The 25,630-nt window shown below is 54.1% G+C and carries 22 protein-coding genes; 18 read left to right on the forward strand and 4 right to left on the reverse strand.

The window, feature by feature from the left end; translation table 11 throughout:
• Positions 1-16: 16 nt before the first annotated feature.
• Positions 17-2,158 (reverse strand): phosphate acetyltransferase, encoded by a 2,142-nt coding sequence (gene pta / locus B9Y90_RS00735; RefSeq protein ID WP_039295542.1) that lies wholly within the window; start codon positions 2,156-2,158, stop codon positions 17-19.
• An 85-nt stretch (positions 2,159-2,243) separates the two neighbouring features.
• Positions 2,244-3,446, reverse strand: a complete 1,203-nt coding sequence (gene ackA, locus B9Y90_RS00740; protein ID WP_008459758.1) for an acetate kinase — start codon at positions 3,444-3,446, stop codon at positions 2,244-2,246.
• Positions 3,447-3,506: 60 nt separating this feature from the next.
• On the opposite strand from ackA, the gene B9Y90_RS26315 reads away from it, so the two are divergent.
• The 5 genes from B9Y90_RS26315 (at position 3,507) to B9Y90_RS00760 (ending at position 7,427) form a co-directional block, all read left to right on the forward strand.
• Positions 3,507-3,728: a hypothetical protein gene (locus B9Y90_RS26315; protein ID WP_139827320.1), complete on the forward strand. Its 222-nt coding sequence runs from the start codon at positions 3,507-3,509 to the stop codon at positions 3,726-3,728.
• 56 nt (positions 3,729-3,784) lie between these two features.
• Entirely contained in the window at positions 3,785-4,240 is a 456-nt protein-coding gene (gene yfbV, locus B9Y90_RS00745; protein ID WP_008459760.1) for a terminus macrodomain insulation protein YfbV, read from the forward strand.
• 95 nt (positions 4,241-4,335) lie between these two features.
• The gene (locus tag B9Y90_RS00750) at positions 4,336-4,830 is read left to right on the forward strand and encodes a YfbU family protein (protein ID WP_085539911.1); all 495 of its coding nucleotides are present in this window, start codon (positions 4,336-4,338) and stop codon (positions 4,828-4,830) included.
• On the forward strand, positions 4,808-5,503 hold the full coding sequence (locus B9Y90_RS00755) for a sugar phosphatase (protein WP_303393650.1): 696 nt from the start codon (positions 4,808-4,810) through the stop codon (positions 5,501-5,503). The genes B9Y90_RS00750 and B9Y90_RS00755 overlap by 23 nt, the downstream gene beginning before the upstream one ends.
• 91 nt (positions 5,504-5,594) lie before the next feature.
• On the forward strand, positions 5,595-7,427 hold the full coding sequence (locus tag B9Y90_RS00760; protein ID WP_085539912.1) for an SLC13 family permease: 1,833 nt from the start codon (positions 5,595-5,597) through the stop codon (positions 7,425-7,427).
• A gap of 82 nt (positions 7,428-7,509) precedes the next feature.
• Here the strand turns inward: B9Y90_RS00760 and yfbR are convergent, their stop codons facing one another.
• Entirely contained in the window at positions 7,510-8,109 is a 600-nt protein-coding gene (gene yfbR / locus B9Y90_RS00765) for a 5'-deoxynucleotidase (RefSeq protein WP_085539913.1), read from the reverse strand.
• 76 nt (positions 8,110-8,185) lie between these two features.
• Entirely contained in the window at positions 8,186-9,400 is a 1,215-nt protein-coding gene (gene alaA / locus B9Y90_RS00770; RefSeq protein ID WP_008459770.1) for an alanine transaminase AlaA, read from the reverse strand.
• Positions 9,401-10,401: 1,001 nt separating this feature from the next.
• Between alaA and lrhA the strand changes: the two genes are divergently transcribed.
• The 13 genes from lrhA (at position 10,402) to nuoM (ending at position 25,629) form a co-directional block, all read left to right on the forward strand.
• Positions 10,402-11,337 (forward strand): transcriptional regulator LrhA, encoded by a 936-nt coding sequence (lrhA, locus tag B9Y90_RS00775; protein ID WP_085539914.1) that lies wholly within the window; start codon positions 10,402-10,404, stop codon positions 11,335-11,337.
• Positions 11,338-11,968: 631 nt separating this feature from the next.
• Positions 11,969-12,415, forward strand: coding sequence for an NADH-quinone oxidoreductase subunit NuoA (gene nuoA / locus B9Y90_RS00785; protein ID WP_039295532.1), 447 nt, complete (start codon positions 11,969-11,971; stop codon positions 12,413-12,415).
• Positions 12,416-12,430: 15 nt separating this feature from the next.
• A complete protein-coding gene (gene nuoB / locus B9Y90_RS00790) occupies positions 12,431-13,105 on the forward strand; it encodes an NADH-quinone oxidoreductase subunit NuoB (RefSeq protein ID WP_008459774.1) in 675 nt (224 codons plus the stop codon).
• A gap of 86 nt (positions 13,106-13,191) precedes the next feature.
• Positions 13,192-15,003, forward strand: a complete 1,812-nt coding sequence (gene nuoC / locus B9Y90_RS00795; RefSeq protein ID WP_008459775.1) for an NADH-quinone oxidoreductase subunit C/D — start codon at positions 13,192-13,194, stop codon at positions 15,001-15,003.
• A 2-nt stretch (positions 15,004-15,005) separates the two neighbouring features.
• Complete coding sequence (gene nuoE / locus B9Y90_RS00800) at positions 15,006-15,506, forward strand: NADH-quinone oxidoreductase subunit NuoE (protein WP_008459776.1); 501 nt, start codon at positions 15,006-15,008, stop codon at positions 15,504-15,506.
• On the forward strand, positions 15,503-16,849 hold the full coding sequence (gene nuoF / locus B9Y90_RS00805; RefSeq protein WP_039295529.1) for an NADH-quinone oxidoreductase subunit NuoF: 1,347 nt from the start codon (positions 15,503-15,505) through the stop codon (positions 16,847-16,849). Before nuoE ends, nuoF begins: the two co-directional genes overlap by 4 nt.
• A 169-nt stretch (positions 16,850-17,018) precedes the next feature.
• Positions 17,019-19,742, forward strand: a complete 2,724-nt coding sequence (gene nuoG, locus B9Y90_RS00810) for an NADH-quinone oxidoreductase subunit NuoG (RefSeq protein ID WP_085539989.1) — start codon at positions 17,019-17,021, stop codon at positions 19,740-19,742.
• Positions 19,739-20,716, forward strand: coding sequence for an NADH-quinone oxidoreductase subunit NuoH (gene nuoH, locus B9Y90_RS00815; protein ID WP_008459779.1), 978 nt, complete (start codon positions 19,739-19,741; stop codon positions 20,714-20,716). Before nuoG ends, nuoH begins: the two co-directional genes overlap by 4 nt.
• A 14-nt stretch (positions 20,717-20,730) precedes the next feature.
• Positions 20,731-21,273, forward strand: a complete 543-nt coding sequence (gene nuoI / locus B9Y90_RS00820; protein WP_008459780.1) for an NADH-quinone oxidoreductase subunit NuoI — start codon at positions 20,731-20,733, stop codon at positions 21,271-21,273.
• Between the two features lie 10 nt (positions 21,274-21,283).
• The gene (gene nuoJ, locus B9Y90_RS00825) at positions 21,284-21,841 is read left to right on the forward strand and encodes an NADH-quinone oxidoreductase subunit J (protein WP_008459782.1); all 558 of its coding nucleotides are present in this window, start codon (positions 21,284-21,286) and stop codon (positions 21,839-21,841) included.
• Complete coding sequence (nuoK, locus tag B9Y90_RS00830) at positions 21,838-22,140, forward strand: NADH-quinone oxidoreductase subunit NuoK (RefSeq protein ID WP_008459783.1); 303 nt, start codon at positions 21,838-21,840, stop codon at positions 22,138-22,140. Before nuoJ ends, nuoK begins: the two co-directional genes overlap by 4 nt.
• Positions 22,137-23,978 (forward strand): NADH-quinone oxidoreductase subunit L, encoded by a 1,842-nt coding sequence (gene nuoL / locus B9Y90_RS00835; protein ID WP_085539915.1) that lies wholly within the window; start codon positions 22,137-22,139, stop codon positions 23,976-23,978. Before nuoK ends, nuoL begins: the two co-directional genes overlap by 4 nt.
• 121 nt (positions 23,979-24,099) lie before the next feature.
• Positions 24,100-25,629 carry an NADH-quinone oxidoreductase subunit M gene (gene nuoM / locus B9Y90_RS00840; RefSeq protein WP_039295525.1) on the forward strand — a complete coding sequence of 510 codons (1,530 nt, stop codon included), beginning with the start codon at positions 24,100-24,102 and terminating at the stop codon, positions 25,627-25,629.
• The last annotated feature ends 1 nt before the right edge of the window (position 25,630 follow it).

Consider the following 25,630-nt stretch of genomic DNA (forward strand, 5'->3'; position numbering starts at 1 on the left):
TTGTATCTCAGTCAGCTTACGCTTGCTGAGCGGACTGAATCGCGGTCAGAGCGATGGTGTAGACGATATCGTCCACCAGTGCGCCACGAGACAGGTCGTTAACCGGCTTGCGCATACCCTGCAGCATTGGCCCGATGGAGATCAGGTCTGCAGAACGCTGTACCGCTTTGTAAGTGGTGTTACCGGTGTTCAGGTCAGGGAAGATGAACACGGTCGCACGGCCCGCAACAGGAGAGTTTGGTGCCTTAGACTTAGCCACGTCAGCCATAACCGCAGCGTCATACTGCAGTGGACCATCGATGACCAGATCAGGGCGTTTTTCCTGAGCGATACGGGTTGCTTCACGCACTTTCTCAACGTCGCTACCCGCGCCGGAGTTACCGGTGGAATAGGAGAGCATGGCAACGCGTGGGTCGATACCGAAAGCGGCAGCGGAGTCAGCAGACTGAATCGCGATTTCTGCCAGCTGTTCTGCGGTTGGATCCGGGTTGATCGCACAGTCACCGTAAACGTAAACCTGTTCAGGCAGCAGCATGAAGAACACGGAAGAGACCAGAGAACTGCCCGGTGCGGTTTTGATCAGCTGCAGCGGTGGACGGATGGTGTTGGCGGTGGTGTGAACCGCGCCGGAAACCAGGCCGTCAACTTCGTCCTGCTCAAGCATCAGGGTGCCCAGCACAACGTTGTCTTCCAGTTGCTCACGGGCAACGGCTTCGGTCATGCCTTTGCTCTTGCGCAGCTCAACCAGGCGGGCCACGTAGCTCTCGCGAACCACTTCTGGATCAACGATTTCGATGCCTGCGCCCAGCTCAACGCCCTGCGCCGCAGCAACACGGGTGATTTCATCCGGGTTACCCAGCAGCACACAGGTAGCGATACCGCGCTCAGCGCAGATAGCTGCCGCTTTAACGGTACGCGGTTCGTCGCCTTCCGGCAGCACGACGCGTTTACCGGCTTTGCGAGCCAGTTCGGTCAGCTGGTAACGGAACGCTGGAGGAGACAGACGACGGCTGCGCTCGGAGGTCGCGGTCAGGGATTCGATCCAGTTAGCATCGATGTGGCTGGCCACATATTCCTGCACTTTTTCGATACGCTGATGGTCGTCGGTTGGGACTTCCAGGTTGAAGCTCTGCAGGCTCAGGGAGGTCTGCCAGGTGTTGGTTTCGACCATGAACAGCGGCAGGCCGGTGGCGAAAGCACGTTCGCACAGCTTGCTGATGCGTGGGTCCATTTCGTAACCACCGGTCAGCAGGATAGCGCCGATTTCCACGCCATTCATAGCGGCCAGGCAGGCAGCAACCAGCACGTCCGGGCGGTCTGCGGAGGTAACCAGCAGAGAGCCTGGGCGGAAGTGTTCCAGCATGTGCGGAATGCTGCGCGCACAGAAGGTCACAGACTTCACGCGGCGGGTATTGATATCGCCTTCGTTGACGATGGTCGCGTTCAGGTGACGAGCCATATCGATTGCACGGGTGGCAATCAGCTCGAAGCTCCACGGCACGCAGCCCAGAACCGGCAGCGGGCTGTCGGCAAACAGCTGCTTAGGATCGATGTTCGCGATGCTTGCTTTGCTGGAATCGTCGAAGATTTCGGACAGATCCGGGCGGGTGCGGCCCTGCTCATCAACCGGGGCATTTAGCTTGTTGATGATCACGCCGGTGATGTTGGTATTTTTGCTGCCGCCGAAGCTGCTGCGAGTCAGTTCGATACGCTCTTTCAGCTGCTCTGGAGAGTCATTGCCCAGAGACATCACGAAGACGATTTCTGCGTTCAGGGTTTTGGCGATTTCATAGTTCAGCGCCTGCGCAAACTGGTGCTTGCGGGTTGGCACCAGACCTTCAACCAGCACTACTTCAGCATCTTTGCTGCTGTTGTGGTAGTTGGCGATGATCTCTTCCATCAGCACGTCCTGCTGGTTGCTGGACAGCAGAGACTCAACGTGGCTCATGTGCAGCGGCTCAGCGGCCGGGATGGTGGAGTTAGCACGGATGATGCTGGTGGTTTGGTCCGGCGTATCGCCACCGGTACGCGGCTGGGCGATAGGTTTGAACACGCTCAGGCGAACGCCTTTTTGTTCCATAGCACGGATAACGCCAAGGCTTACGCTGGTAAGGCCGACGCTGGTTCCGGTAGGGATCAGCATAATAGTACGGGACACGGTATAACCTCTTTCGTTTTCGCGAGCAGATATGCTCACTCGACTCAGAAAACAACACCGCCAGCTAAGGCTGGCGGTGAGGGAATCAGGCGGTCAGGCGGGATGCATCCTGAGCGATGACCAGCTCTTCGTTGGTGGTGATAACCACCGCAGGGCGGGTGCCTTCCTTGTTGATGAAGCCAGACTTGCCGAAACGTGCAGCCAGGTTGCGCTCGTGATCAACATCGAAGCCCAGTACGCCCAGTTTGCCCAGAGACAGCTCGCGCACCATCGCGGCGTTTTCACCGATACCGCCGGTGAAGACAACGGCGTCCAGACGACCATCCATCAGCGCGGTGTAAGAACCGATGTATTTCGCCAGACGGTGGCAGTAAACGTCCATTGCACGTTTAGCGTCTTCTTTAGTTGCGTAGTTGTCTTCAACGTAACGGCAGTCGCTGGTCACTTCGGTCAGACCCAGCAGGCCGGACTCTTTGGTCAGCATTTTGTTGATGTCTTCTACGCTCATGCCCAGGGCATCGTGCAGGTGGAAGATGATAGCCGGGTCGATGTCACCGGAACGGGTACCCATCACCAGACCTTCCAGTGGGGTCAGACCCATGGAGGTATCAACACATTTGCCGTTACGGATAGCAGAAACGGAACCGCCGTTGCCCAGGTGGCAGGTGATGATATTCAGTTCATCAACCGGCTTGTTCAGCATTTTTGCGGCTTCCTGAGTCACGTAGAAGTGGCTGGTGCCGTGTGCGCCGTAGCGACGAACGCCGTGCTCTTTGTACAGTTTGTACGGCAGAGCGTAGAGGAAAGATTCTTCCGGCATGGTCTGATGGAACGCGGTGTCGAACACGGCAACGTTTTTATCAGCCAGGTTAGGGAAGGATTTCAGGGCTTCAGCGATACCGATCAGGTGAGCCGGGTTATGCAGCGGTGCAAAAGAGGCTGAATCTTTGATACCCTGAATCACAGAATCATCGATAACAACGGAGCTGGTGTATTTTTCACCGCCGTGTACGATACGGTGACCAATTGCGGTCAGCTGAGCGGACAATTCTGGTTTTTCTGCCAGAATTTTATTAACGATGAAGTTAAGAGCTTCGCTGTGAGCGGCACCTGCACCCAGAGCCGCTTCTTGTTTAGCGCCGTCCAGCTTCCACTTGATACGGGCTTCAGGAAGGTGGAAACACTCTGCTAAACCAGAAAGGTACTCTTCACCGTTTACAGCATCGATAATTGCGAATTTCAGTGATGAGCTACCGCAGTTCAGAACCAGTACTAGCTTACTCGACATGGAAGTACCTATTTTTGATACGTGGCTAAAAAAACGTCAGTGAGTCTATCAGCGTAGCGCATGATGACGCCGACATTTATGATTAACGTCATGCCGGAAGCGTTTTTCGGCATGGCGAATAAAATTACTCAGAGTTTACGCCATATTCCTGAAGCTGCAGGTCACGGCGATGTAAAAGAATGTTTGACAGCTTGTGGTTTCCCAACTACGGCCATCAAAGGCCGGCACAGGGTAGCAGATAGCGGCTCGGAAAGACAAAATTTTTTGAACGATGTCATTTAGAGTTGTTGAGTTACAGTATTATTTTATTTTTTATACGTAGAGTTGAGGTATGAGCCATGTCGACACCCCAGAATAGCCATGTAAGCTGGTTTAGCCTGTTCGGACGTGGGCAACACTACTCAAAGACCTGGCCGCTGGATAAGCGTCTGGCGCCGGTATTTATCGAAAACCGCGTGATACGTGCCACCCGCTATGCCATCCGCTTTATGCCGCCGCTGGCGGTATTTACCCTGACGTGGCAAATCGCGTTGGGTGGCCAGCTTGGCCCGGCGGTGGCGACGGCACTCTTTGCCTGTAGCCTGCCGATGCAAGGGTTGTGGTGGTTGGGCAAACGCTCGGTCACGCCTTTACCACCGTCGACGTTACAGTGGTTTTATGACGTCCGCATGAAGCTTCAGGAAGCCGGGCAGGCCCTGGCACCGGTGGAAGGCAAGCCAGATTACCAGGCGCTGGCGGATGTGCTGAAGCGCGCGTTCAAACAGCTGGATAAAACTTTCCTGGATGATTTGTAATTACCCTGCGGTTGCGCATATAAAGGAAGGCACACTTTCTTACAGGTTATCCTAGCCGTAACCTGAATTTTTCCATGTACCAAAGGAGCCAGGAAATGGAAATGACCCACGCGCAACGTCTGATTTTATCTAACCAGTATAAGATGATGACGATGATGGACCCGGATAACGCCGAACGCTATCGTCGTCTGCAGACCATCATCGAACGCGGCTATGGCCTGCAAATGCGCGAGCTGGATCGCGAGTTTGGCGAGCTAAAAGAGGAAACATGCCGCATCGTTATCGACATCATGGAAATGTATCACGCGATGCATGTCTCCTGGACCAACCTGAAAGACAGCAAAGAAATCGATGAGCGCCGCGTCACGTTTATGGGGTTTGATGCAGCCACTGAAGCCCGCTTCCTCGGCTATGTTCGCTTTATGGTGAGTATTGAAGGCCGATATACCCATTTTGATGCCGGTACTCACGGTTTCAACGCCCAAACCCCGATGTGGGACAAATACCAACGAATGCTGAAAGTGTGGCACGCTTGCCCACGTCAGTATCACTTAAGCGCCAACGAGATTGCGCAGATCATTAACGCCTGAGGAGAGACGCGGAGTGAAGTGTAAAGGTTTCTTGTTTGATTTGGATGGTACGCTGGTTGACTCCCTTCCTGCCGTTGAGCGCGCGTGGGTAAACTGGGCAAAGCGTTTTAATATTTCCCCGGAAGAAGTATTGGGCTTCATCCACGGCAAGCAGGCGATTACCTCACTGCGCCACTTTATGGCCGGTGCTTCTGAGGAAGAGATTCAGCAGGAATTCCTGCGTCTGGAGAAACTTGAGTCTGAAGATACCGACGGCATTGTCGCGCTGCCGGGTGCTGCAGAGCTGTTGGCTCATCTTAACGAAGCGGGGATTCCGTGGGCCATAGTGACCTCAGGTTCCGTGCCGGTGGCATCCGCCCGTCGCCTGGCCGGTGGGCTGCCAGAACCGGAAGTGTTTGTGACCGCGGAACGGGTCGCACGCGGTAAACCAGAACCGGATGCCTATTTGCTGGGCGCGCAGCTGCTTGGCCTGGAGCCGGAAGAGTGCGTGGTTGTTGAAGATGCGCCCGCTGGCGTGCTTTCCGGACTTGCCGCTGGCTGCCACGTGATAGCCGTTAATGCCCCGGCGGATACCCCCCGACTTGAGCACGTAGATTACGTTCTGACTTCCCTCACCGAATTGCTTGTTCAGAAATCGCCGGACGGAATAGTCGAAGTGTTAAGAAAACACTAATCCCATGATTTAACCCCGCATTTGCGGGGTTTTTTTATGGCATTCTCGTCTACATTCAATTCACCAATATTCAGCCATTCAGGGACTCGTTTTGAATTCGGAACTCATTTGGGTGTTGTCGTTGCTGGGGATTGCCGTCCTGCTGTTCGCGACCGGAAAGATGCGTATGGATGCGGTAGCGCTCTTGGTGATTGTTGCTTTTGTGCTTAGCGGAACATTAAGCCTCAGCGAAGCGTTTTCCGGCTTTAGCGATCCCAACGTTATCCTGATTGCCGCGTTGTTCATTATTGGTGACGGGTTGGTACGTACCGGCGTAGCCACCAAAATGGGAAGCTGGCTGGTGGACGTGGCGGGCAGTAGCGAAACCAAAATGCTGGTCCTGCTGATGGTGACGGTGGCCGGATTAGGTGCCTTCATGAGTTCTACCGGCGTGGTGGCCATTTTTATTCCGGTGGTGCTCAGCGTTTCTATGCGCATGAAAATCTCTCCTTCCAGACTGATGATGCCGCTCAGCTTTGCCGGGCTGATAAGCGGCATGATGACGCTGGTCGCGACACCACCTAATCTGGTTATCAACAGCGAGCTGCTGCGTGAAGGGCTGGAGGGGTTCCAGTTCTTTAGCGTGACGCCGATTGGCCTTGCGGTGTTGGTGCTCGGCATCCTTTATATGCTGGTGGTGCGCTTTGCTCTCAAAGGGCAGGGCGATGAAGCAGGAAAAGAGAGCTGGAAGCGCCGTTCATTTCGTGACTTGATTAAAGAGTATCGCCTGACCGGGCGGGCGCGACGGCTGGCTATTCGCCCAGGTTCGCCGATGGTCGGCCACCGACTCGATGATTTGAAACTACGCGAGCGCTACGGGGCTAACGTTATCGGTCTTGAACGGTGGCGCAAGTTCCGCCGTGTTATCGTTAATGTGACCGGCGTGACTGAGTTCCGCGCGCGTGACGTTCTGCTGATCGATATGTCCGCCTCAGACGTTGATTTGCGAGAGTTTTGCAGGGAGCAAATGCTGGAGCCGATGATTCTGCGCGGCGAGTATTTCTCCGATCAGGCGCTGGATGTGGGGATGGCAGAAGTTTCTCTGCTGCCAGAGTCCGGGCTCACTGGGCAGACTTTGCGAGAAATCGCCTTCCGAACCCGCTACGGTCTCAATGTTGTTGGCCTGCGTCGAGACGGTAAGGCAATGGAAGGACTACTTGTGGATGAACCTGTTCAACTGGGTGACATTATGCTGGTGGTCGGCGACTGGAAGCTTATCAACCAGCTTTCACAGCAAAACCGTGATTTCCTGGTGCTCAATCTGCCGGTGGAAGAGCGGGATGCTTCCCCGGCACACAGCCAGGCACCTCATGCGATTTTCTGCCTGGCGCTGATGGTGGCGCTGATGCTGACCGACGAAATACCGAATCCCATCGCCGCGATTATCGCCTGCCTGCTGATGGGCAAGTTCCGCTGTATTGATATGGAAAGCGCCTATAAGGCAATTCACTGGCCGAGCATTATTTTGATTGTCGGGATGATGCCTTTTGCTTTGGCGCTGCAGAAAACCGGCGGGGTGGATTTGATCGTTCATGGGCTGATGGAGTTTGGCGGCGGCTACGGCCCGTATATCATGCTGGTGTGCCTGTTTGTGATGTGTGCGGCTATCGGGTTATTTATTTCTAATACCGCCACGGCCGTATTGATGGCGCCTATTGCGCTGGCGGCGGCGAAATCAATGGGCGTCTCACCTTATCCGTTTGCGATGATTGTGGCGATGGCGGCTTCTGCGGCGTTTATGACGCCGGTATCTTCACCGGTAAACACGCTGGTACTGGGGCCTGGAAACTACAAGTTCAGCGACTTCGTGAAGCTCGGCGTACCGTTTACCGTGATTGTGATGATCGTGAGCGTGGTGATGGTACCGATGCTGTTCCCGTTCTGATATTTACCCTCATCCCGGCCTTCTCCCTGTAAGGGAGAAGGAGAAAACATTATCCTGATTTCGCTTCGGCAGAGGGAAGTGTTTAAAGCGGCGAATCCTGGCTGATTTCATCCAGCGAGAGCTGGAAACTCGGTACAAAGACCTGCATAAAATAATCCATTTCCGCGCTGTGGCGGTCGGCCAGCGTTTTTTCCAGGCGGCTCTTAGCCAGCAGAAACTCGTTGTTTCCTGCCGACAGCTCCTCCAGGCATTTCAGATAAGCGCATAACGCATCGGCCTGCTTCACCAGCGCTTTCTCTTCTTCAGTGTAGTTATGCTCATCGATCAGCGGCGCCCAGATATCGCGAAGCTCTTCCGGCACCATGTCGATCAGCTTCTGCTGCGCAATCTTTTCAATGGCTTTGTATTCGTGTGCGATTTGCGAATTGAAGTATTTTACCGGCGTGGGTAAATCCCCGGTCAGCACTTCACTGGCGTCGTGGTACATCGCCAGCAGCGCGATTCTTTCAGCGTTAACGTTGCCGTTAAACTTACGATTTTTGATAGCGGCGAGGGCATGGGCAACCATGGCGACCTGTAAGCTGTGTTCGGACACATTCTCGGTGCGGACGTTGCGCATCAGTGGCCAGCGGTTAATCAGTTTCAGGCGGGAGAGGTGGGCAAAGAAATGGCTCTGACTCATGACGTTCTCGCGGTTACAACTCGGTGACGTCATTGTGAGGGGAGAAGGGGGACATTGCAAATGCCCCCCGAACGGCTTACTGATGATAATGACCGAGGAAGCGGCCCAGCTTGGCTATCGACATTTCAAGGTCATCAATGCGCGGCAGAGTCACAATACGCACGTGATCCGGCCACGGCCAGTTAAATGCTGTGCCCTGAACCAGCAGCACCTTTTCCTGCAGCAGGAAGTCCAGCACCATTTTCTGGTCGTCATGGATATTAAAACGCTTTGCGTCAATTTTCGGGAACATATACAACGCCCCACGCGGCTTAACGCAGGAGACGCCAGGGATTTCGTTGATCAGTTCCCAGGCACGGTTACGCTGTTCGTATAGACGGCCACCCGGCACGATAAACTCGCTAATGCTTTGGTATCCCCCCAGCGCTGTCTGAATAGCATGTTGGGCAGGGACGTTGGCGCACAGGCGCATTGAGGCCAACATTTCCAGGCCTTCTATATAGCCTTTCGCGTGTTTCTTCGGCCCGTTAAGCACCATCCAGCCCTGACGGAAACCGGCAACACGGTAGGTTTTTGACAGACCGTTGAAGGTAATGGTCAGCAGATCCGGTGCCAGGGCTGCGATCGAGTGATGCTCGGCATCGTCATAGAGAATCTTGTCGTAGATCTCATCGGCAAAGATGATCAGGTTATGCTGGCGCGCAATTTCTACAATCTCTAGCAGCAGTTCTTTCGAGTAAACGGCGCCGGTAGGGTTGTTTGGGTTGATAATCACAATGCCACGCGTGCGCGGAGTGATTTTAGCGCGGATATCGTCGAGATCCGGGAACCAGTCTGAACTTTCGTCACACAGGTAATGCACGGCTTTGCCACTGGACAAAGAAACGGCCGCTGTCCAAAGCGGGTAATCCGGCGCGGGAACCAGCATTTCATCCCCGCTGTTTAGCAGCGCCTGCATAGACTGAACGATCAGCTCGGAAACACCGTTCCCAATATAGATATCTTCCGTAGTGACATCTCGCATCCCGCGCGCCTGATAGTGCTGCATGATGGCTTTACGGGCAGAGAATAGCCCTTTGGAGTCGCAATATCCCTGGGCTGTCGGAAGATTACGGATCACATCAACAAGGATCTCATCCGGCGCTTCGAAACCGAACGGCGCGGGGTTACCGATGTTGAGTTTAAGCACTTTGTTGCCTTCTTCTTCAAGGCGTTTTGCCTCTTTGAGTACCGGGCCACGGATGTCATAACAGACATTATCAAGTTTGCTGGATTTTTCGATGGGGGACATGAAGCTTCGACCTTTGTTGTTAATTTCGCGTCCTGCCGTGGAAGCGCACCGCCACAATGTACTCCTGCTGCAGCAAGATTTGAAGGATGAGACTTTAAGAAACGTAATTTATCTCTGTAGCAGAATGTATAAGCTGCAATGCGATCTTTAAAGTTTTGATGGTTAAATAATCTTATTTTTTATTTTATGTTAGATTAAAAATCTACATTATTGTTTTGATGTAATATTACTCTCTGCTTGACACGCTGTACTAAGCGAGAGGTTCTGTGGATGTAAATGTGTTGTCGCCAAACATAAGGAAAAATTAATATTCATGCCGGGAACATTAAGAAATTAATGAAAAGGTAGTTAAAGAGATGTATATCAAAAGATTGGTTAATGTAATAGATAAATACCTCGGCAATAATTAAGTGTCTTTTATTATAGTCTGTGGCTGACTTCAAAAAACGCTGTAAATAATCAACAAGGTGGAAACCACAAAAAGAGAATAAGATCAGATAATTCGTAATAAGTGTTATAAAACATCATGTTTTACTGTAAGATGGGCTACGAAAAATGGTAGGTTTTGGGTGCCAATGGCTGCGCTAACGGCGTGGTCAAGTCGGCCAATTAAAATATTTTTATTATTATTCAACTGGTTGTGTGTGTTGGTCGGTTTAAGCCTGCCGCTGTACTCCAGCCCGTTAAATAATCATATAAAAGCTTATTAAAAGTCGTTTTTCGGAGCTGATTTACCTTTATAACTCAGGTTTAAAATAGCTGACTGGTAGGATGAGTGAGTGAGTTTTTTCTTATCCTGACCTGCATAATATCCCGTTAGGGCGTGTTTCTGATAATTGTGACATGCCGGGGAATACAAAAATAACAAACAGAAGCGTCGCTAACGTATGCGGCCAAGACTACCGGAGACATTCGGTAAAAGGAATTGCTTTATCTCTTTGATAAATCATAGCAATACAACCAGGGCAGACTCGAAAGAGCAACCTATTAGTGAATAAATTATGATTAACGCAAATCGTCCGATACTGAACCTCGACCTCGATCTGCTGAGGACATTCGTTGCGGTAGCCGATCTCAATACCTTTGCGGCCGCGGCAGCGGCAGTGTGCCGTACTCAATCCGCTGTAAGCCAACAGATGCAGCGCCTTGAGCAATTAGTCGGGAAAGAGCTTTTTGCCCGACACGGCCGTAATAAACTGCTCACCGAGCACGGCATTCAACTGCTGGGCTATGCGCGTAAAATCCTTCGCTTCAATGATGAAGCGTGCTCTTCACTGATGTTTAACAACCTGCAAGGCTCGCTTACCCTTGGTGCCTCTGATGAAACGGCAGATACCATCTTGCCGTTCCTGTTAAACCGTATCAGTTCGGTATATCCCAAGCTGGCGCTGGATGTTCGGGTCAAACGCAATCCATTCATGATCGAAATGCTTAATCAGCATGAGGTCGATCTGGTAGTGACCACATCAAACCCTTCTAACTTTGATGCCATTGCCCTGCGGACATCACCTACGCTTTGGTACTGTGCTGCAGATTATGTCTTTCAAAGTGGGGAAGCGCTGCCGCTGGTTATGCTGGACGATCCAAGCCCGTACCGCGATATGATGCTCGAACATCTTGATGCCAGCCAGACGCCATGGCGTATTTCTTATGTTGCCTCCACGCTTGCTGCAGTTCGTGCAGCCGTAAAAGCTGGGTTAGGCGTCACGGCCAGGCCGGTTGAGATGATGAGTCCGGAACTTCGTGTTCTGGGGGCGTCAGAGGGGCTGCCAGTTCTACCTGAAACTCGCTATCTGCTGTGTAAAAACCCTGAAAGTGGTAATGAGCTGGCGCAGGCTATTTTCAGTGCGCTGGCGACGCCAGAGAACCCTTACCGCTATAACACGGCGGGAAGTGAAGGGGACGACACGTTGCTGGTCGAAGGGGATTTTGAGTAGCAGCAGGTCGACTAGTTCGTAACAAAATATTAAAGATGAAAAATGGGTCATTGGTGGTTTTTTTTACGCCAACGGCCCATTTTTTATGCCTGATTTTCATGGAATCGCGAGGTTGCTCATCTTTTATAACAAATTCAATGTGTTGGCTGTGTGTCTTTTTTTGTTCGTTTTATAAGCAATAATTTCGATTAAAGGCGGACTAATGTTAAAAAACACATAACAATGTTGCTTCTTTTTGAAGTGGATTAACAAAAGCGTGTCTCAGATCAAGAAAATACTCCCTCTTGGGGGGAGGAATAGTTGAGATTTCCTGCCAAAATATAGGGGCTGTTTATCTTTTCACACGGAACGGACACGATTCACCCTCATCTAAATCTGGTCTTTACGCGAGTGTTGATGAGTTTTAACGCATTAAATGTTAATGAATTGCTGTCGGTGTAAATTAATGTGTGGATACTTTTGTTAAAGTTGACAAAAGGTTATAGAAAGGAGTAAAAAACCCCATCAATTGGCTGCCTACGCATTATTTCCGGTAGTTATTGTACGGTTGATTGTTCCTCCCCATGAATCGATGTGGCGTTCATCTGCCAACAAGAGCAGAGAATTTGGCGCCACTTTTGATGAGTAAGCAATGAGTATGTCAACATCCACTGAAGTTATCGCTCATCACTGGGCGTTCGCTGTCTTTCTTATTGTCGCCATTGGCCTGTGCTGTTTGATGCTTGTCGGGGGCTGGTTCCTTGGCGGAAGAGCTAAGGCACGGCACAAAAACACCCCCTTCGAGTCGGGCATCGACTCCGTTGGTACGGCGCGTCTACGTCTCTCCGCCAAGTTTTACCTGGTCGCCATGTTCTTCGTTATCTTTGACGTGGAAGCCTTGTATCTCTACGCGTGGTCAACTTCTATCCGTGAAAGCGGCTGGATTGGCTTCGTCGAGGCCGCAATTTTCATTTTAGTGCTACTGGCTGGTCTGGTTTATCTGGTGCGTATTGGCGCTCTGGATTGGACTCCTGCGCGTTCGCGTCGTGAGAAAATCAACCCGGAAACAGACAGTCTCACTAACCGTCATACGCAGTAAAAGCGAGGCAATAAGATGGACTATACGCTCACCCGCATAGACCCCAACGGTGAGAATGACCGTTATCCCCTGCAAAAGCAGGAGATCGTAACCGATCCCCTCGAACAAGAGATCAACCGCAGCGTTTACATGGGCAAGCTCGAGCATGCCATGCACGACGTGGTGAACTGGGGTCGTAAAAACTCAATCTGGCCATACAACTTTGGCCTTTCTTGCTGCTATGTAGAGATGGTGACCTCGTTTACCGCTGTACATGACGTGGCGCGTTTCGGTGCAGAAGTTTTACGTGCTTCTCCTCGTCAGGCTGACCTGATGGTAGTAGCCGGTACCTGCTTCACCAAAATGGCTCCGGTAATTCAGCGCCTCTACGATCAGATGCTGGAACCTAAATGGGTGATTTCCATGGGTGCCTGCGCTAACTCTGGCGGCATGTACGACATCTATTCCGTTGTGCAGGGTGTCGATAAATTTATCCCGGTTGATGTTTACATCCCTGGTTGCCCACCTCGTCCGGAAGCCTACATGCAGGCGCTGATGCTGCTGCAAGAGTCTATCGGAAAAGAGCGTCGCCCGCTGTCGTGGGTTGTTGGCGATCAGGGCGTTTACCGCGCCAACATGCAGTCCGAGCGCGAGCGTAAGCGCGGCGAGCGTATCGCGGTAACCAATCTGCGGACGCCGGACGAGATTTAATTAGCGCCTGCGGTCAGTAAGCGTCTTTGTATATCAATACTATAAAAGCAAAGGCACTGAGCGCAGTCACCACAGAACCATTTGCAATGGTGAGAACTATGACCGATTTAACCGCGCAAGACGCCGCTATGCCAGCCTGGCAGACAAGGGATCACCTGGATGATCCGGTCATTGGCGAATTGCGTAACCGTTTTGGGCCGGATGCCTTTACCGTTCAGCCAACCCGCACCGGGGTGCCCGTCGTTTGGGTTAAGCGCGAACAGTTACTGGAAGTGGTCGATTTCCTCAAGAAATCACCAAAACCCTACGTTATGCTGTTCGACCTGCATGGCATGGATGAGCGTCTCCGCACACACCGCAACGGTTTACCGGCTGCGGATTTTTCCGTTTTCTACCACCTGATTTCCATTGAACGCAATCGCGATATCATGCTCAAGGTGGCGTTGTCTGAAAACGATCTTAACCTGCCGACGCTGACAAAACTCTTCCCGAACGCCAACTGGTACGAGCGTGAAACCTGGGAGATGTTTGGCATCACCTTTAATGGTCACCCGCACCTGACGCGCATCATGATGCCGCCGACCTGGGAAGGCCACCCGCTGCGTAAAGACTACCCGGCGCGCGCCACCGAATTCGATCCGTTTATCCTGACTAAACAGAAAGAAGATCTGGAAATGGAGGCGCTGACCTTCAAGCCTGAAGAGTGGGGCATGAAGCGCAGCAGCGAGCATGAAGACTTCATGTTCCTGAACCTGGGGCCGAACCACCCCTCCGCACACGGTGCTTTCCGTATCATCCTGCAGCTGGACGGCGAAGAGATCGTCGACTGCGTGCCGGATATCGGCTACCACCACCGTGGGGCTGAGAAAATGGGTGAGCGTCAGTCATGGCACAGCTACATTCCGTATACCGACCGTATCGAGTACCTCGGCGGCTGCGTGAACGAAATGCCTTACGTGCTGGCGGTTGAAAAGCTGGCTGGCATCGTCGTGCCGGAGCGCGTTGAAGTTATCCGCGTGATGCTCTCAGAGCTATTCCGTATCAACAGCCACCTGCTGTACATTTCCACCTTTATTCAGGACGTGGGCGCCATGACGCCGGTCTTCTTCGCCTTTACCGATCGTCAGAAAATCTACGATCTGGTGGAAGCGATTACCGGTTTCCGTATGCACCCGGCCTGGTTCCGTATCGGCGGCGTTGCACACGACCTGCCGAAGGGCTGGGAACGCTTGCTGAAAGAATTCCTCGAGTGGATGCCGAAGCGCCTGGATTCTTATGAGAAAGCCGCGCTGCGCAACACCATTCTGAAAGGCCGTTCTCAGGGCGTTGCAGCCTATACCGCGAAAGAAGCGCTGGAGTGGGGCACCACAGGTGCTGGCCTGCGCGCCACCGGTATTGACTTCGACGTGCGTAAAGCTCGCCCTTACTCCGGCTACCAGAACTTTGACTTCGAAGTCCCGGTTGGCGGCGGCATCAGCGACTGCTACACCCGCGTTATGTTGAAAGTTGAAGAACTTCGCCAGAGCCTGCGCATCCTTGAGCAGTGCCTGAAAAATATGCCAGCTGGCCCGTTCAAAGCGGATCACCCGCTGACCACGCCGCCGCCGAAAGAGCGCACGCTGCAGCATATCGAAACCCTGATCACTCACTTCCTGCAGGTTTCCTGGGGCCCGGTCATGCCGGCCAATGAATCCTTCCAGATGATTGAGGCAACGAAAGGGATTAACAGTTACTACCTGACCAGTGACGCTAGCACCATGAGCTACCGTACCCGTATTCGCACCCCGAGCTTTGCGCACCTGCAGCAAATTCCGGCGGCGATCCGCGGCAGCCTGGTTTCTGACCTGATTGTCTATCTGGGTAGTATCGATTTTGTAATGTCTGATGTGGATCGCTAACTATGCACGATAACCAACAAAACCAGGCTGAAGCTTTTGAGCTGAGTGCGGCAGAGCGTGAGGCGATTGAGCACGAGAAACACCACTACGAAGATGCCCGAGCAGCCTCTATCGAAGCGCTGAAAATCGTCCAGAAACAGCGCGGCTGGGTACCAGATGGTGCCATCTACGCGATTGCTGACGTGCTGGGTATCCCGGCAAGTGACGTAGAAGGTGTGGCCACTTTCTATAGCCAAATCTTCCGCCAGCCGGTTGGCCGCCACGTGATTCGCTACTGCGACAGCGTGGTTTGCCATATCACCGGCTACCAGGGCATTCAGTCTGCTATCGAAGCCAAACTGAACATCAAGCCGGGCCAGACTACGTTTGACGGTCGCTTTACCCTGCTGCCAACCTGCTGCCTCGGGAACTGCGACAAGGGGCCGACCATGATGATTGATGAGGACACTCACAGTCATCTGACGCCGGAAGCCATCCCTGACTTGCTGGAGCAGTATAAATGAAGACGATTATTCGTACTGCCGAAACCCATCCGCTGACCTGGCGTCTGCGCGATGACAAACAGCCGGTCTGGCTTGACGAATACCGTAGCAAAAACGGCTATGAAGGCGCGCGTAAAGCGCTGACCGGCATGGCACCGGATGAAATCGTGACTGCGGTTAAAGACGCTGGCCTGAAAGGGCGCGGCGGTGCAGGCTTTTCCACCGGTTTGAAGTGGAGCCTGATGCCGAAAGACGAATCCATGAACATCCGTTACCTGCTGTGTAACGCCGATGAAATGGAACCGGGCACCTACAAAGACCGCCTGCTGATGGAACAGCTGCCGCACCTGCTGGTGGAAGGCATGCTGATTTCCGCTTTTGCACTCAAAGCTTACCGCGGCTACATCTTCCTGCGCGGCGAGTACATTGAAGCGGCCGCGCATTTGCGCCGCGCAATCGCTGAAGCCACCGAAGCGGGCCTGCTGGGTAAAAACATTCTGGGTTCCGGTTTTGACTTCGAGCTTATCGTACACACCGGCGCCGGGCGTTATATCTGCGGGGAAGAAACTGCACTGATTAACTCCCTGGAAGGCCGCCGTGCGAACCCACGTTCTAAGCCACCGTTCCCGGCATCAAGCGGCGTTTGGGGTAAACCGACCTGTGTAAACAACGTCGAAACCCTGTGTAACGTCCCGGCGATTCTGGCGAACGGCGTGGAGTGGTATCAGGGCATTGGCGGCGGCATGAGTAAAGATGCCGGCACCAAGCTGATGGGCTTCTCTGGCCGTGTGAAAAATCCTGGCGTCTGGGAACTGCCTTTCGGCACAACCGCCCGTGAGATCCTGGAAGAATACGCCGGCGGCATGCGTGATGGCCTGAAATTTAAAGCCTGGCAGCCGGGCGGGGCGGGGACCGACTTCCTGACGGAAGCACACCTCGACCTGCCGATGGAATTTGAAAGTATTGGTAAAGCAGGCAGCCGTCTCGGTACGGCGCTGGCAATGGCGGTAGACCATGAGATCGGTATGGTGCCGCTGGTGCGTAACCTGGAAGAGTTCTTTGCCCGTGAATCCTGCGGCTGGTGTACACCATGCCGCGATGGTCTGCCGTGGAGCGTAAAAATCCTGCGCGCGCTTGAGCGTGGCGAAGGACAGCCGGGGGATATCGAAACCCTGGAGCAGCTTTGCCGCCATCTGGGTCCAGGTAAAACCTTCTGTGCCCACGCGCCGGGTGCCGTTGAGCCATTGCAGAGTGCGATTAAATATTTCCGCGACGAATTCGAAGCAGGCATTGCCAAACAGGATTACGGAAATCTGCGTGCCATTAATGGTATTCAGCCGAACCTGTTAAAAACGCGCTGGTGATAGACAGCTTTTCACCCTCACCCTAACCCTCTCCCTGAGGGAGAGAGGATAGACCGGTGATTTTCCCCCTCTCCTGGGGGAGAGGGCCGGGGTGAGGGCGAAGGTGGTTCGCACAAGAATTTTTGATTAACGCCTGAAGTTATTCAGGCCAACTGGAAGCATGCTGACTATGGCTACGATTCATGTAGACGGCAAAGAATACGAGGTCAACGGAGCAGACAACTTGCTGGAAGCTTGTCTCTCCCTCGGTCTTGATATTCCTTATTTTTGCTGGCATCCGGCGCTGGGCAGCGTCGGTGCTTGCCGCCAGTGTGCGGTGAAGCAATATCAGAACGCGGAAGACACTCGCGGTCGCCTGGTGATGTCCTGTATGACACCGGCCTCCGACGGGACCTTCATCTCTATTGATGATGGCGAAGCGAAACAGTTCCGTGAAAGCGTTGTGGAATGGTTGATGACTAACCACCCGCACGACTGTCCGGTCTGTGAAGAGGGCGGTAACTGCCACCTGCAGGATATGACCGTGATGACCGGTCATAGCTTCCGTCGCTACCGCTTTACCAAGCGTACTCACCGCAATCAGGATCTCGGTCCGTTCATCTCTCACGAAATGAACCGCTGTATCGCCTGTTACCGCTGTGTTCGTTACTACAAAGACTATGCAGACGGTAAAGATCTGGGCGTTTACGGCGCGCACGACAACGTCTACTTCGGTCGCCCGGAAGACGGCACGCTGGAAAGCGAGTTCTCCGGTAACCTGGTAGAGATTTGCCCGACCGGCGTATTCACCGACAAAACGCACTCCGAACGCTACAACCGTAAGTGGGATATGCAGTTCGCACCGAGCATCTGCCAGCAGTGCTCGCTGGGCTGTAACACCAGCCCGGGTGAACGTTACGGCGAACTGCGTCGTATCGAAAACCGCTACAACGGTACCGTGAACCACTACTTCCTGTGCGACCGCGGCCGTTTCGGTTATGGCTATGTGAACCTGAAAGACCGTCCGCGTCAGCCAATTCAGCGCCGTGGCGATGACCTCATTACCCTGAACGCCGAACAGGCAATGCAGGGTGCGGCGGATATCCTGCGCCAGTCGAAGAAAGTGATCGGCATCGGTTCTCCGCGCGCGAGCGTGGAAAGCAACTTTGCTCTGCGCGAGCTGGTTGGCGCCGAAAACTTCTACACCGGTATTGCAGCAGGTGAGCAGGCTCGTCTGCAGCTGATGCTGAAAGTACTGCGTGACAGCGGCATTCATACGCCTGCGCTGCGTGAAATCGAATCTTACGATGCGGTGCTGATCCTGGGTGAAGATGTTACCCAGACCGGCGCTCGTGCTGCTCTGGCCATTCGCCAGGCAGTGAAAGGGAAAGCGCGTGAAATGGCAGCGGCTCAGAAAGTGGCTGACTGGCAGATCGCCGCAATCCTGAACATCGGTCAGAATGCTAAACATCCGCTGTTTGTGACCAACGTGGACAGTACCCGCCTGGACGATATCGCCGCATGGACTTACCGTGCGCCGGTTGAAGATCAGGCTCGTCTTGGTTTTGCGATTGCCAATGCACTGGACAGCAATTCTCCGGCGGTTGAACTGGATCGTGACCTGAAAAACAAAGTGGACGTTATCGTGCAGGCGCTGGCCGGTGCGAAGAAACCGCTGATTGTTTCCGGGACGAATGCCGGTAGTGAAGCGGTGATTCAGGCTGCAGCCAACGTGGCTAAAGCGCTGAAAGGCCGTGGCGCAGACGTCGGCGTGACCATGATTGCTCGCGCGGTTAACAGCGTTGGCCTCGGCATGATTGGCGGCGGTTCTCTGGAAGAGGCCTTGAGCGAGCTGGAAAGCGGCGCTGCCGATGCGGTAGTGGTGCTGGAAAACGACCTCCATCGCCATGCTTCCTCTGCCCGCGTAGATGCGGCTCTGAGCAAAGCCCCTCTGGTAATGGTTATTGACCACCAGCGTACGGCCATCATGGACAAAGCGCACCTGGTGCTTTCCGCGGCAAGCTTTGCAGAAAGCGACGGCACGGTGATTAACAACGAAGGTCGCGCCCAGCGTTTCTTCCAGGTTTATGACCCGGCTTACTACGACACCAGCGTGACGATGTTCGAAAGCTGGCGCTGGCTGCACTCCCTGCACAGCACCGTGCAAAGCCGTGACGTTGACTGGACGCAGCTTGACCATGTGATTGACGCCTGCGTGAAGGTATTGCCTCAACTGGCCGGTATCAAAGATGCCGCGCCGGATGCTTCCTTCCGCATTAAAGGCCAGAAACTGTCCCGTTCTCCTATCCGTTCGAGCGGACGTACCGCCATGCGCGCCAATATCAGCGTGCACGAACCGCGTCAGCCGCAGGATAAAGACACGATGTTTGCCTTCTCTATGGAAGGGAACAACAGTCCGCTAGCCGACCGTCAGCAGATTCCGTTTGCCTGGGCACCAGGCTGGAACTCCCCGCAGGCATGGAACAAATTCCAGGCTGAAGTGGGCGGTCATCTGCGCCATGGCGATCCTGGCGTACGTCTGATCGAAGCTTCTGAAACGGGTCTGGACTACTTCACTTCCGTGCCGGATACCTTCCATGCGGAAGAGGGCAAATGGCGTATCGCGCCGTACTACCACCTGTTTGGTAGCGACGAGATGTCCCAGCGTTCTCCTGTGTTCCAGAAGCGTATGGTTGAGCCTTACATCAAGTTGAACCCGGCCGATGCCGCGAAGCTTGGCGTTAACGCCGGAAGCCTGATCTCCTTCAGCTACGAAGGCCAGACGCTGAGTCTGCCACTCCAGCTGTCCGAAGGTCTGGTTGCAGGGCAGGTTGGTCTGCCGATGGGGATGCCGGGAATTGCGCCAGTGCTTGCCGGTGCTCGTCTTGAAAATCTGCAGGAGGCTGCGCAATGAGCTGGCTGACACCGGAAGTTATCGACATTCTGCTGAGCATCCTCAAAGCGGTTGTCATTCTGCTGGTCGTGGTGACCTGTGGGGCATTCATGAGCTTCGGCGAACGTCGCCTGCTCGGTCTGTTCCAGAACCGCTACGGACCGAACCGCGTAGGCTGGGGTGGTTCGCTCCAGCTGGTTGCGGACATGATCAAGATGTTCTTTAAAGAGGACTGGATCCCTAAGTTCTCTGACCGCGTAATCTTTACGCTTGCACCAATGATCGCCTTCACCTCGCTGCTGCTGGCCTTTGCTATTGTGCCGGTCAGTCCAAGCTGGGTGGTTGCAGACCTTAACATTGGGATCCTGTTCTTCCTGATGCTGGCTGGCCTGGCGGTGTACGCCGTGCTGTTCGCTGGCTGGTCCAGTAATAACAAATACTCCCTGCTTGGTGCGATGCGTGCTTCCGCGCAGACCCTGAGTTATGAAGTGTTCCTGGGGCTTTCCCTGATGGGCGTGGTGGCGCAGGCCGGTTCCTTTAATATGGCCGACATCGTCAACAACCAGGCACATCTGTGGAACATCATTCCGCAGTTCTTCGGCTTCGTGACCTTCGCGATTGCCGGCGTTGCGGTTTGCCACCGTCACCCGTTTGACCAACCGGAAGCCGAGCAGGAACTGGCCGATGGTTATCACATCGAATATTCCGGTATGAAGTTCGGTCTGTTCTTCGTCGGGGAATACATCGGCATCGTCACCGTTTCTGCACTGATCGTGACGCTGTTCTTTGGTGGCTGGCATGGCCCGTGGTTACCACCGTTCATCTGGTTCGCGCTGAAAACCGCGTTCTTCATGATGATGTTCATTTTGATTCGCGCCGCACTACCTCGTCCGCGTTATGACCAGGTGATGTCCTTCGGCTGGAAAGTTTGCCTGCCGCTGACGCTTATCAACTTGCTGGTGACCGCCGCGGTCATTCTTTACCAGGCACCATAAGGGGTGAATAAACCATGACATTGAAAGAGTTAGTGGTTGGTTTCGGCACCCAGGTACGCAGTATCTGGATGATCGGCATGCACGCTTTCGCCAAACGCGAAACCCGCATGTATCCGGAAGAACCAGTGTATCTGCCGCCGCGCTACCGTGGCCGTATCGTACTGACGCGCGACCCGGACGGTGAAGAGCGCTGCGTTGCCTGTAACCTGTGTGCGGTAGCCTGCCCGGTAGGCTGTATTTCTCTGCAGAAAGCCGAGATGAAAGACGGTCGTTGGTATCCGGAGTTCTTCCGCATCAACTTCTCACGCTGCATCTTCTGTGGCCTGTGTGAAGAAGCGTGCCCAACCACCGCGATTCAGCTTACCCCGGACTTCGAACTGGGTGAGTACAAGCGCCAAGATCTGGTGTACGAGAAAGAGGATCTGCTGATCTCCGGTCCGGGCAAATACCCGGAATATAACTTCTACCGGATGGCAGGTATGGCAATCGACGGCAAAGATAAGGGCGAAGCGGAAAACGAAGCCAAGCCTATCGACGTCAAAGGCCTGTTACCTTAAGGAGTCAGGAATGGAATTCGCTTTTTATATCTGCGCCATTGTGGCCGTCCTGACGACCCTTCGGACGATTACTCACACCAATCCGGTACATGCGCTGCTGTACCTGATCATCTCGCTGTTGGCGATCTCCGGGGTGTTTTTCTCCCTCGGGGCATACTTCGCCGGTGCGCTGGAGATCATCGTGTACGCCGGGGCTATCATGGTGCTGTTCGTCTTCGTGGTGATGATGCTTAACCTCGGTAACGCGGTTCAGCAGCAGGAGCGCGAGTGGCTGAAGCCGCAACTGTGGATCGGGCCTGGCGTCCTGTCTGCAGTTCTGTTGGTGGTTCTGATTTACGCCATCCGCACCGTTAACGACCAGGGTATTGATGGCACTTCCATCGATGCTAAGCAGGTCGGTATCGCGCTGTTCGGGCCTTACGTTCTGGCGGTGGAGCTGGCCTCCATGCTGCTGCTGGCAGGCCTGGTCGTTGCGTTCCACCTGGGTCGTGAAGACCGTGCCGGTGAGGTGCTGAGCAATCGCCCTGCTGACATGGCCGTGAGAAGAAAAACGGAGGAGAACGTATGATCCCGCTGCAACATGGACTGATCCTCGCCGCCATTCTGTTCGTGCTGGGACTGACCGGTCTGGTCATCCGTCGCAACCTGCTGTTCATGCTGATCAGCCTGGAAGTGATGATTAATGCCGCCGCGCTGGCCTTCGTGGTTGCCGGCAGCTACTGGGGCCAGGCTGACGGTCAGGTGATGTATATACTCGCGATTAGCTTAGCTGCTGCCGAAGCCAGTATTGGCCTCGCGCTGTTACTGCAGCTCCATCGTCGTCGCCAGAATCTGAATATCGATTCAGTAAGTGAGATGCGTGGATGAACCTTCTCTGGTTAACCATTGTTCTGCCATTGATTGGCTTTTTACTGTTGGCATTTTCCCGCGGCCGCTGGTCAGAAAACCTGTCTGCCACCATCGGGATGGGCTCTGTAGGTCTGGCGGCGGTTGTCACCGCCATTGCCGGGGTTGATTTCTTTAACAACGGGCAGCAGGCGTTCACTCAGCCGCTGTGGACCTGGATGGCGGTCGGTGATTTTAACATCGGCTTCAACCTGGTGCTGGACGGCCTGTCCCTGACCATGCTTTCTGTGGTTACTGGCGTCGGCTTCCTGATCCACATGTTCGCTTCCTGGTACATGCGCGGTGAAGAGGGTTACTCCCGCTTCTTCGCCTACACCAACCTGTTCATCGCCAGCATGGTGGTTCTGGTCCTTGCCGACAACCTGCTGCTGATGTACCTCGGTTGGGAAGGCGTGGGCCTCTGTTCTTACCTGCTGATCGGCTTCTATTACACCGATCCGAAGAACAACGTGGCGGCAATGAAAGCGTTCGTGGTGACTCGTGTTGGGGACGTGTTCCTGGCCTTCGGCCTGTTCATCCTCTACAACGAACTGGGCACGCTGAACTTCCGCGAAATGGTCGAGCTGGCACCGCAGCACTTCGCTGCCGGTAACCAGATGCTGACCTGGGCAACCCTGATGCTGTTAGGCGGTGCGGTCGGTAAATCTGCACAGCTTCCGCTGCAAACATGGCTTGCGGATGCGATGGCGGGTCCAACCCCGGTTTCTGCACTGATTCACGCGGCCACCATGGTTACCGCGGGCGTCTATCTGATTGCCCGTACCCATGGTCTGTTCCTGATGACCCCGGAAATTCTGCATCTGGTCGGTATCGTTGGTGCCGTTACGCTGGTGCTGGCAGGCTTTGCCGCGCTGGTACAGACTGACATCAAACGCGTACTCGCTTACTCCACCATGAGCCAGATTGGCTACATGTTCCTGGCGCTGGGCGTGCAGGCGTGGGATGCGGCAATCTTCCACCTGATGACCCACGCGTTCTTTAAAGCGCTGCTGTTCCTGTCATCCGGTTCGGTGATTCTGGCGTGCCATCACGAACAAAATATCTTCAAAATGGGTGGTCTTCGTAAGTCCATTCCGCTGGTATATGTCTGCTTCCTGGTTGGGGGCGCGGCGCTGTCCGCTCTGCCGTTGATTACCGCAGGCTTCTTCAGTAAAGATGAAATTCTTGCCGGTGCGATGGCGAACGGCCACATCAACCTGATGGTTGCGGGCCTGGTCGGGGCGTTTATGACCTCGCTCTACACCTTCCGCATGATTTTCATTACGTTCCACGGTGAAGAAAAAATTCACGCTCACGCAGGGAAGGGGATTACCCACCACCTGCCGCTGGTTGTTCTGCTGGTGCTGTCCACCTTCGTTGGCGCAATGATTGTGCCACCGCTGCGCGGCGTCCTGCCGGAAACAACTGAACTTGCGCACGGCAGCGTGCTGACCCTGGAGATCATCTCCGGCGTCGTCGCCATTGCCGGTATCCTGATTGCCGCTTTCCTGTGGCTGGGCAAACGTACTCTGGTGACGTCGCTTGCGAACAGCGCACTGGGGCGTTTCTTCGGTACCTGGTGGTTCAATGCCTGGGGCTTCGACTGGCTGTACGACATGATTTTCGTCAAGCCGTTCCTCGGTATTGCGTGGCTGCTGCGCCGTGACCCGCTGAATGCTTTGATGAACATTCCGGCAGTTCTCTCCCGCTTCGCAGGCCGCGGCCTGCTGGTGAGCGAGAACGGTTACCTGCGCTGGTATGTTGCGTCCATGAGTATCGGTGCCGTTGTGGTTCTCGGCCTGCTGCTGGTTCTGCGTTAACAGGATTTCTTCCATCCCCCTCTCTCGCGAGAGAGAGGGTCGGAGCGAGGTTTAAAACCTCCTCTGGCCCTGGGAAGTGAGCGATGTTTAAGAATTATTTTGACTTAGGGACTCAAACGCCATGCTATTACCCTGGCTAATACTAATCCCCTTTATCGGCGGCTTCTTCTGCTGGCAGACCGAACGCTTCGGCGTGAAAGTGCCACGCTGGATTGCGCTGATCACCATGGGGCTGACACTGGCACTGTCTCTGCAATTGTGGTTGCAGGGTGGCTATTCTCTGACGCAGTCGGCGGGCTTGCCGCAGTGGCAGTCAGAATTCATTCTGAAATGGATCCCACGTTTTGGCATTAATATTCACCTGGCGCTCGACGGTCTGTCGCTGCTGATGGTGGTACTGACCGGCCTGCTCGGCGTGCTGGCGGTACTCTGTTCCTGGAATGAAATCGAAAAATATCAGGGCTTCTTCCACCTCAACCTGATGTGGATCCTCGGTGGCGTTATCGGTGTGTTCCTTGCCATCGACATGTTCCTGTTCTTCTTTTTCTGGGAAATGATGCTGGTGCCGATGTACTTCCTGATTGCGCTGTGGGGCCACAAAGCCTCCGACGGGAAGACGCGTATTACCGCTGCAACCAAGTTCTTCATCTATACCCAGGCAAGCGGCCTGGTGATGTTGATTGCTATCCTGGGTCTGGTGTTTGTGCACTACAATGCGACCGGCGTATGGACCTTCAACTATGAGCTGCTGCTGAAAACGCCTATGTCCCACGGCGTACAGTGGCTGCTGATGCTGGGCTTCTTTATCGCTTTCGCGGTAAAAATGCCGGTGGTTCCTCTTCACGGTTGGCTGCCGGATGCGCACTCCCAGGCACCAACGGCGGGTTCCGTTGACCTCGCGGGTATCTTGTTGAAAACCGCGGCCTACGGCCTGCTGCGTTTCTCTTTGCCGCTGTTCCCTGAAGCGTCCGCTGAGTTTGCACCAATCGCCATGTGGCTGGGTGTCATCGGCATCTTCTACGGCGCGTGGATGGCCTTTGCACAGACCGACATTAAACGCCTGATTGCCTATACCTCCGTTTCCCACATGGGCTTCGTGCTGATTGCTATCTACACCGGCAACCAGCTGGCTTACCAGGGCGCGGTGATTCAGATGATCGCTCACGGTCTGTCCGCAGCGGGTATGTTCATCATCTGCGGTCAGCTTTATGAGCGTCTGCACACGCGTGACATGCGCATGATGGGCGGCCTGTGGAACAAAATTAAATGGCTGCCGGGTCTGTCGATGTTCTTCGCTGTTGCCACGCTGGGTATGCCAGGGACCGGTAACTTCGTCGGTGAATTCATGATCCTGTTCGGCAGCTTCCACGTTGTGCCGGTCATTACGGTGATTTCAACCTTCGGTCTGGTCTTTGCCTCGGTTTACTCCCTGGCGATGCTGCACCGTGCTTACTTCGGGAAAGCTAAGAGCGAAATCAGCGATAAACAACTGCCTGGCATGTCCATGCGCGAGTTCTTTATCATTCTGTTGCTGGTGGTGCTGTTAGTTCTGCTGGGCTTCTTCCCGCAGCCGATTCTGGATACCTCGCATTCTGCGATGAGCAATATTCAGCAGTGGTTTACCAGTTCACTTTCTACTACAAGGCCGTAAT

Source organism: Cedecea sp. NFIX57 (genome assembly GCF_900177785.1).
Lineage (GTDB): Bacteria > Pseudomonadota > Gammaproteobacteria > Enterobacterales > Enterobacteriaceae > Cedecea > Cedecea neteri_C.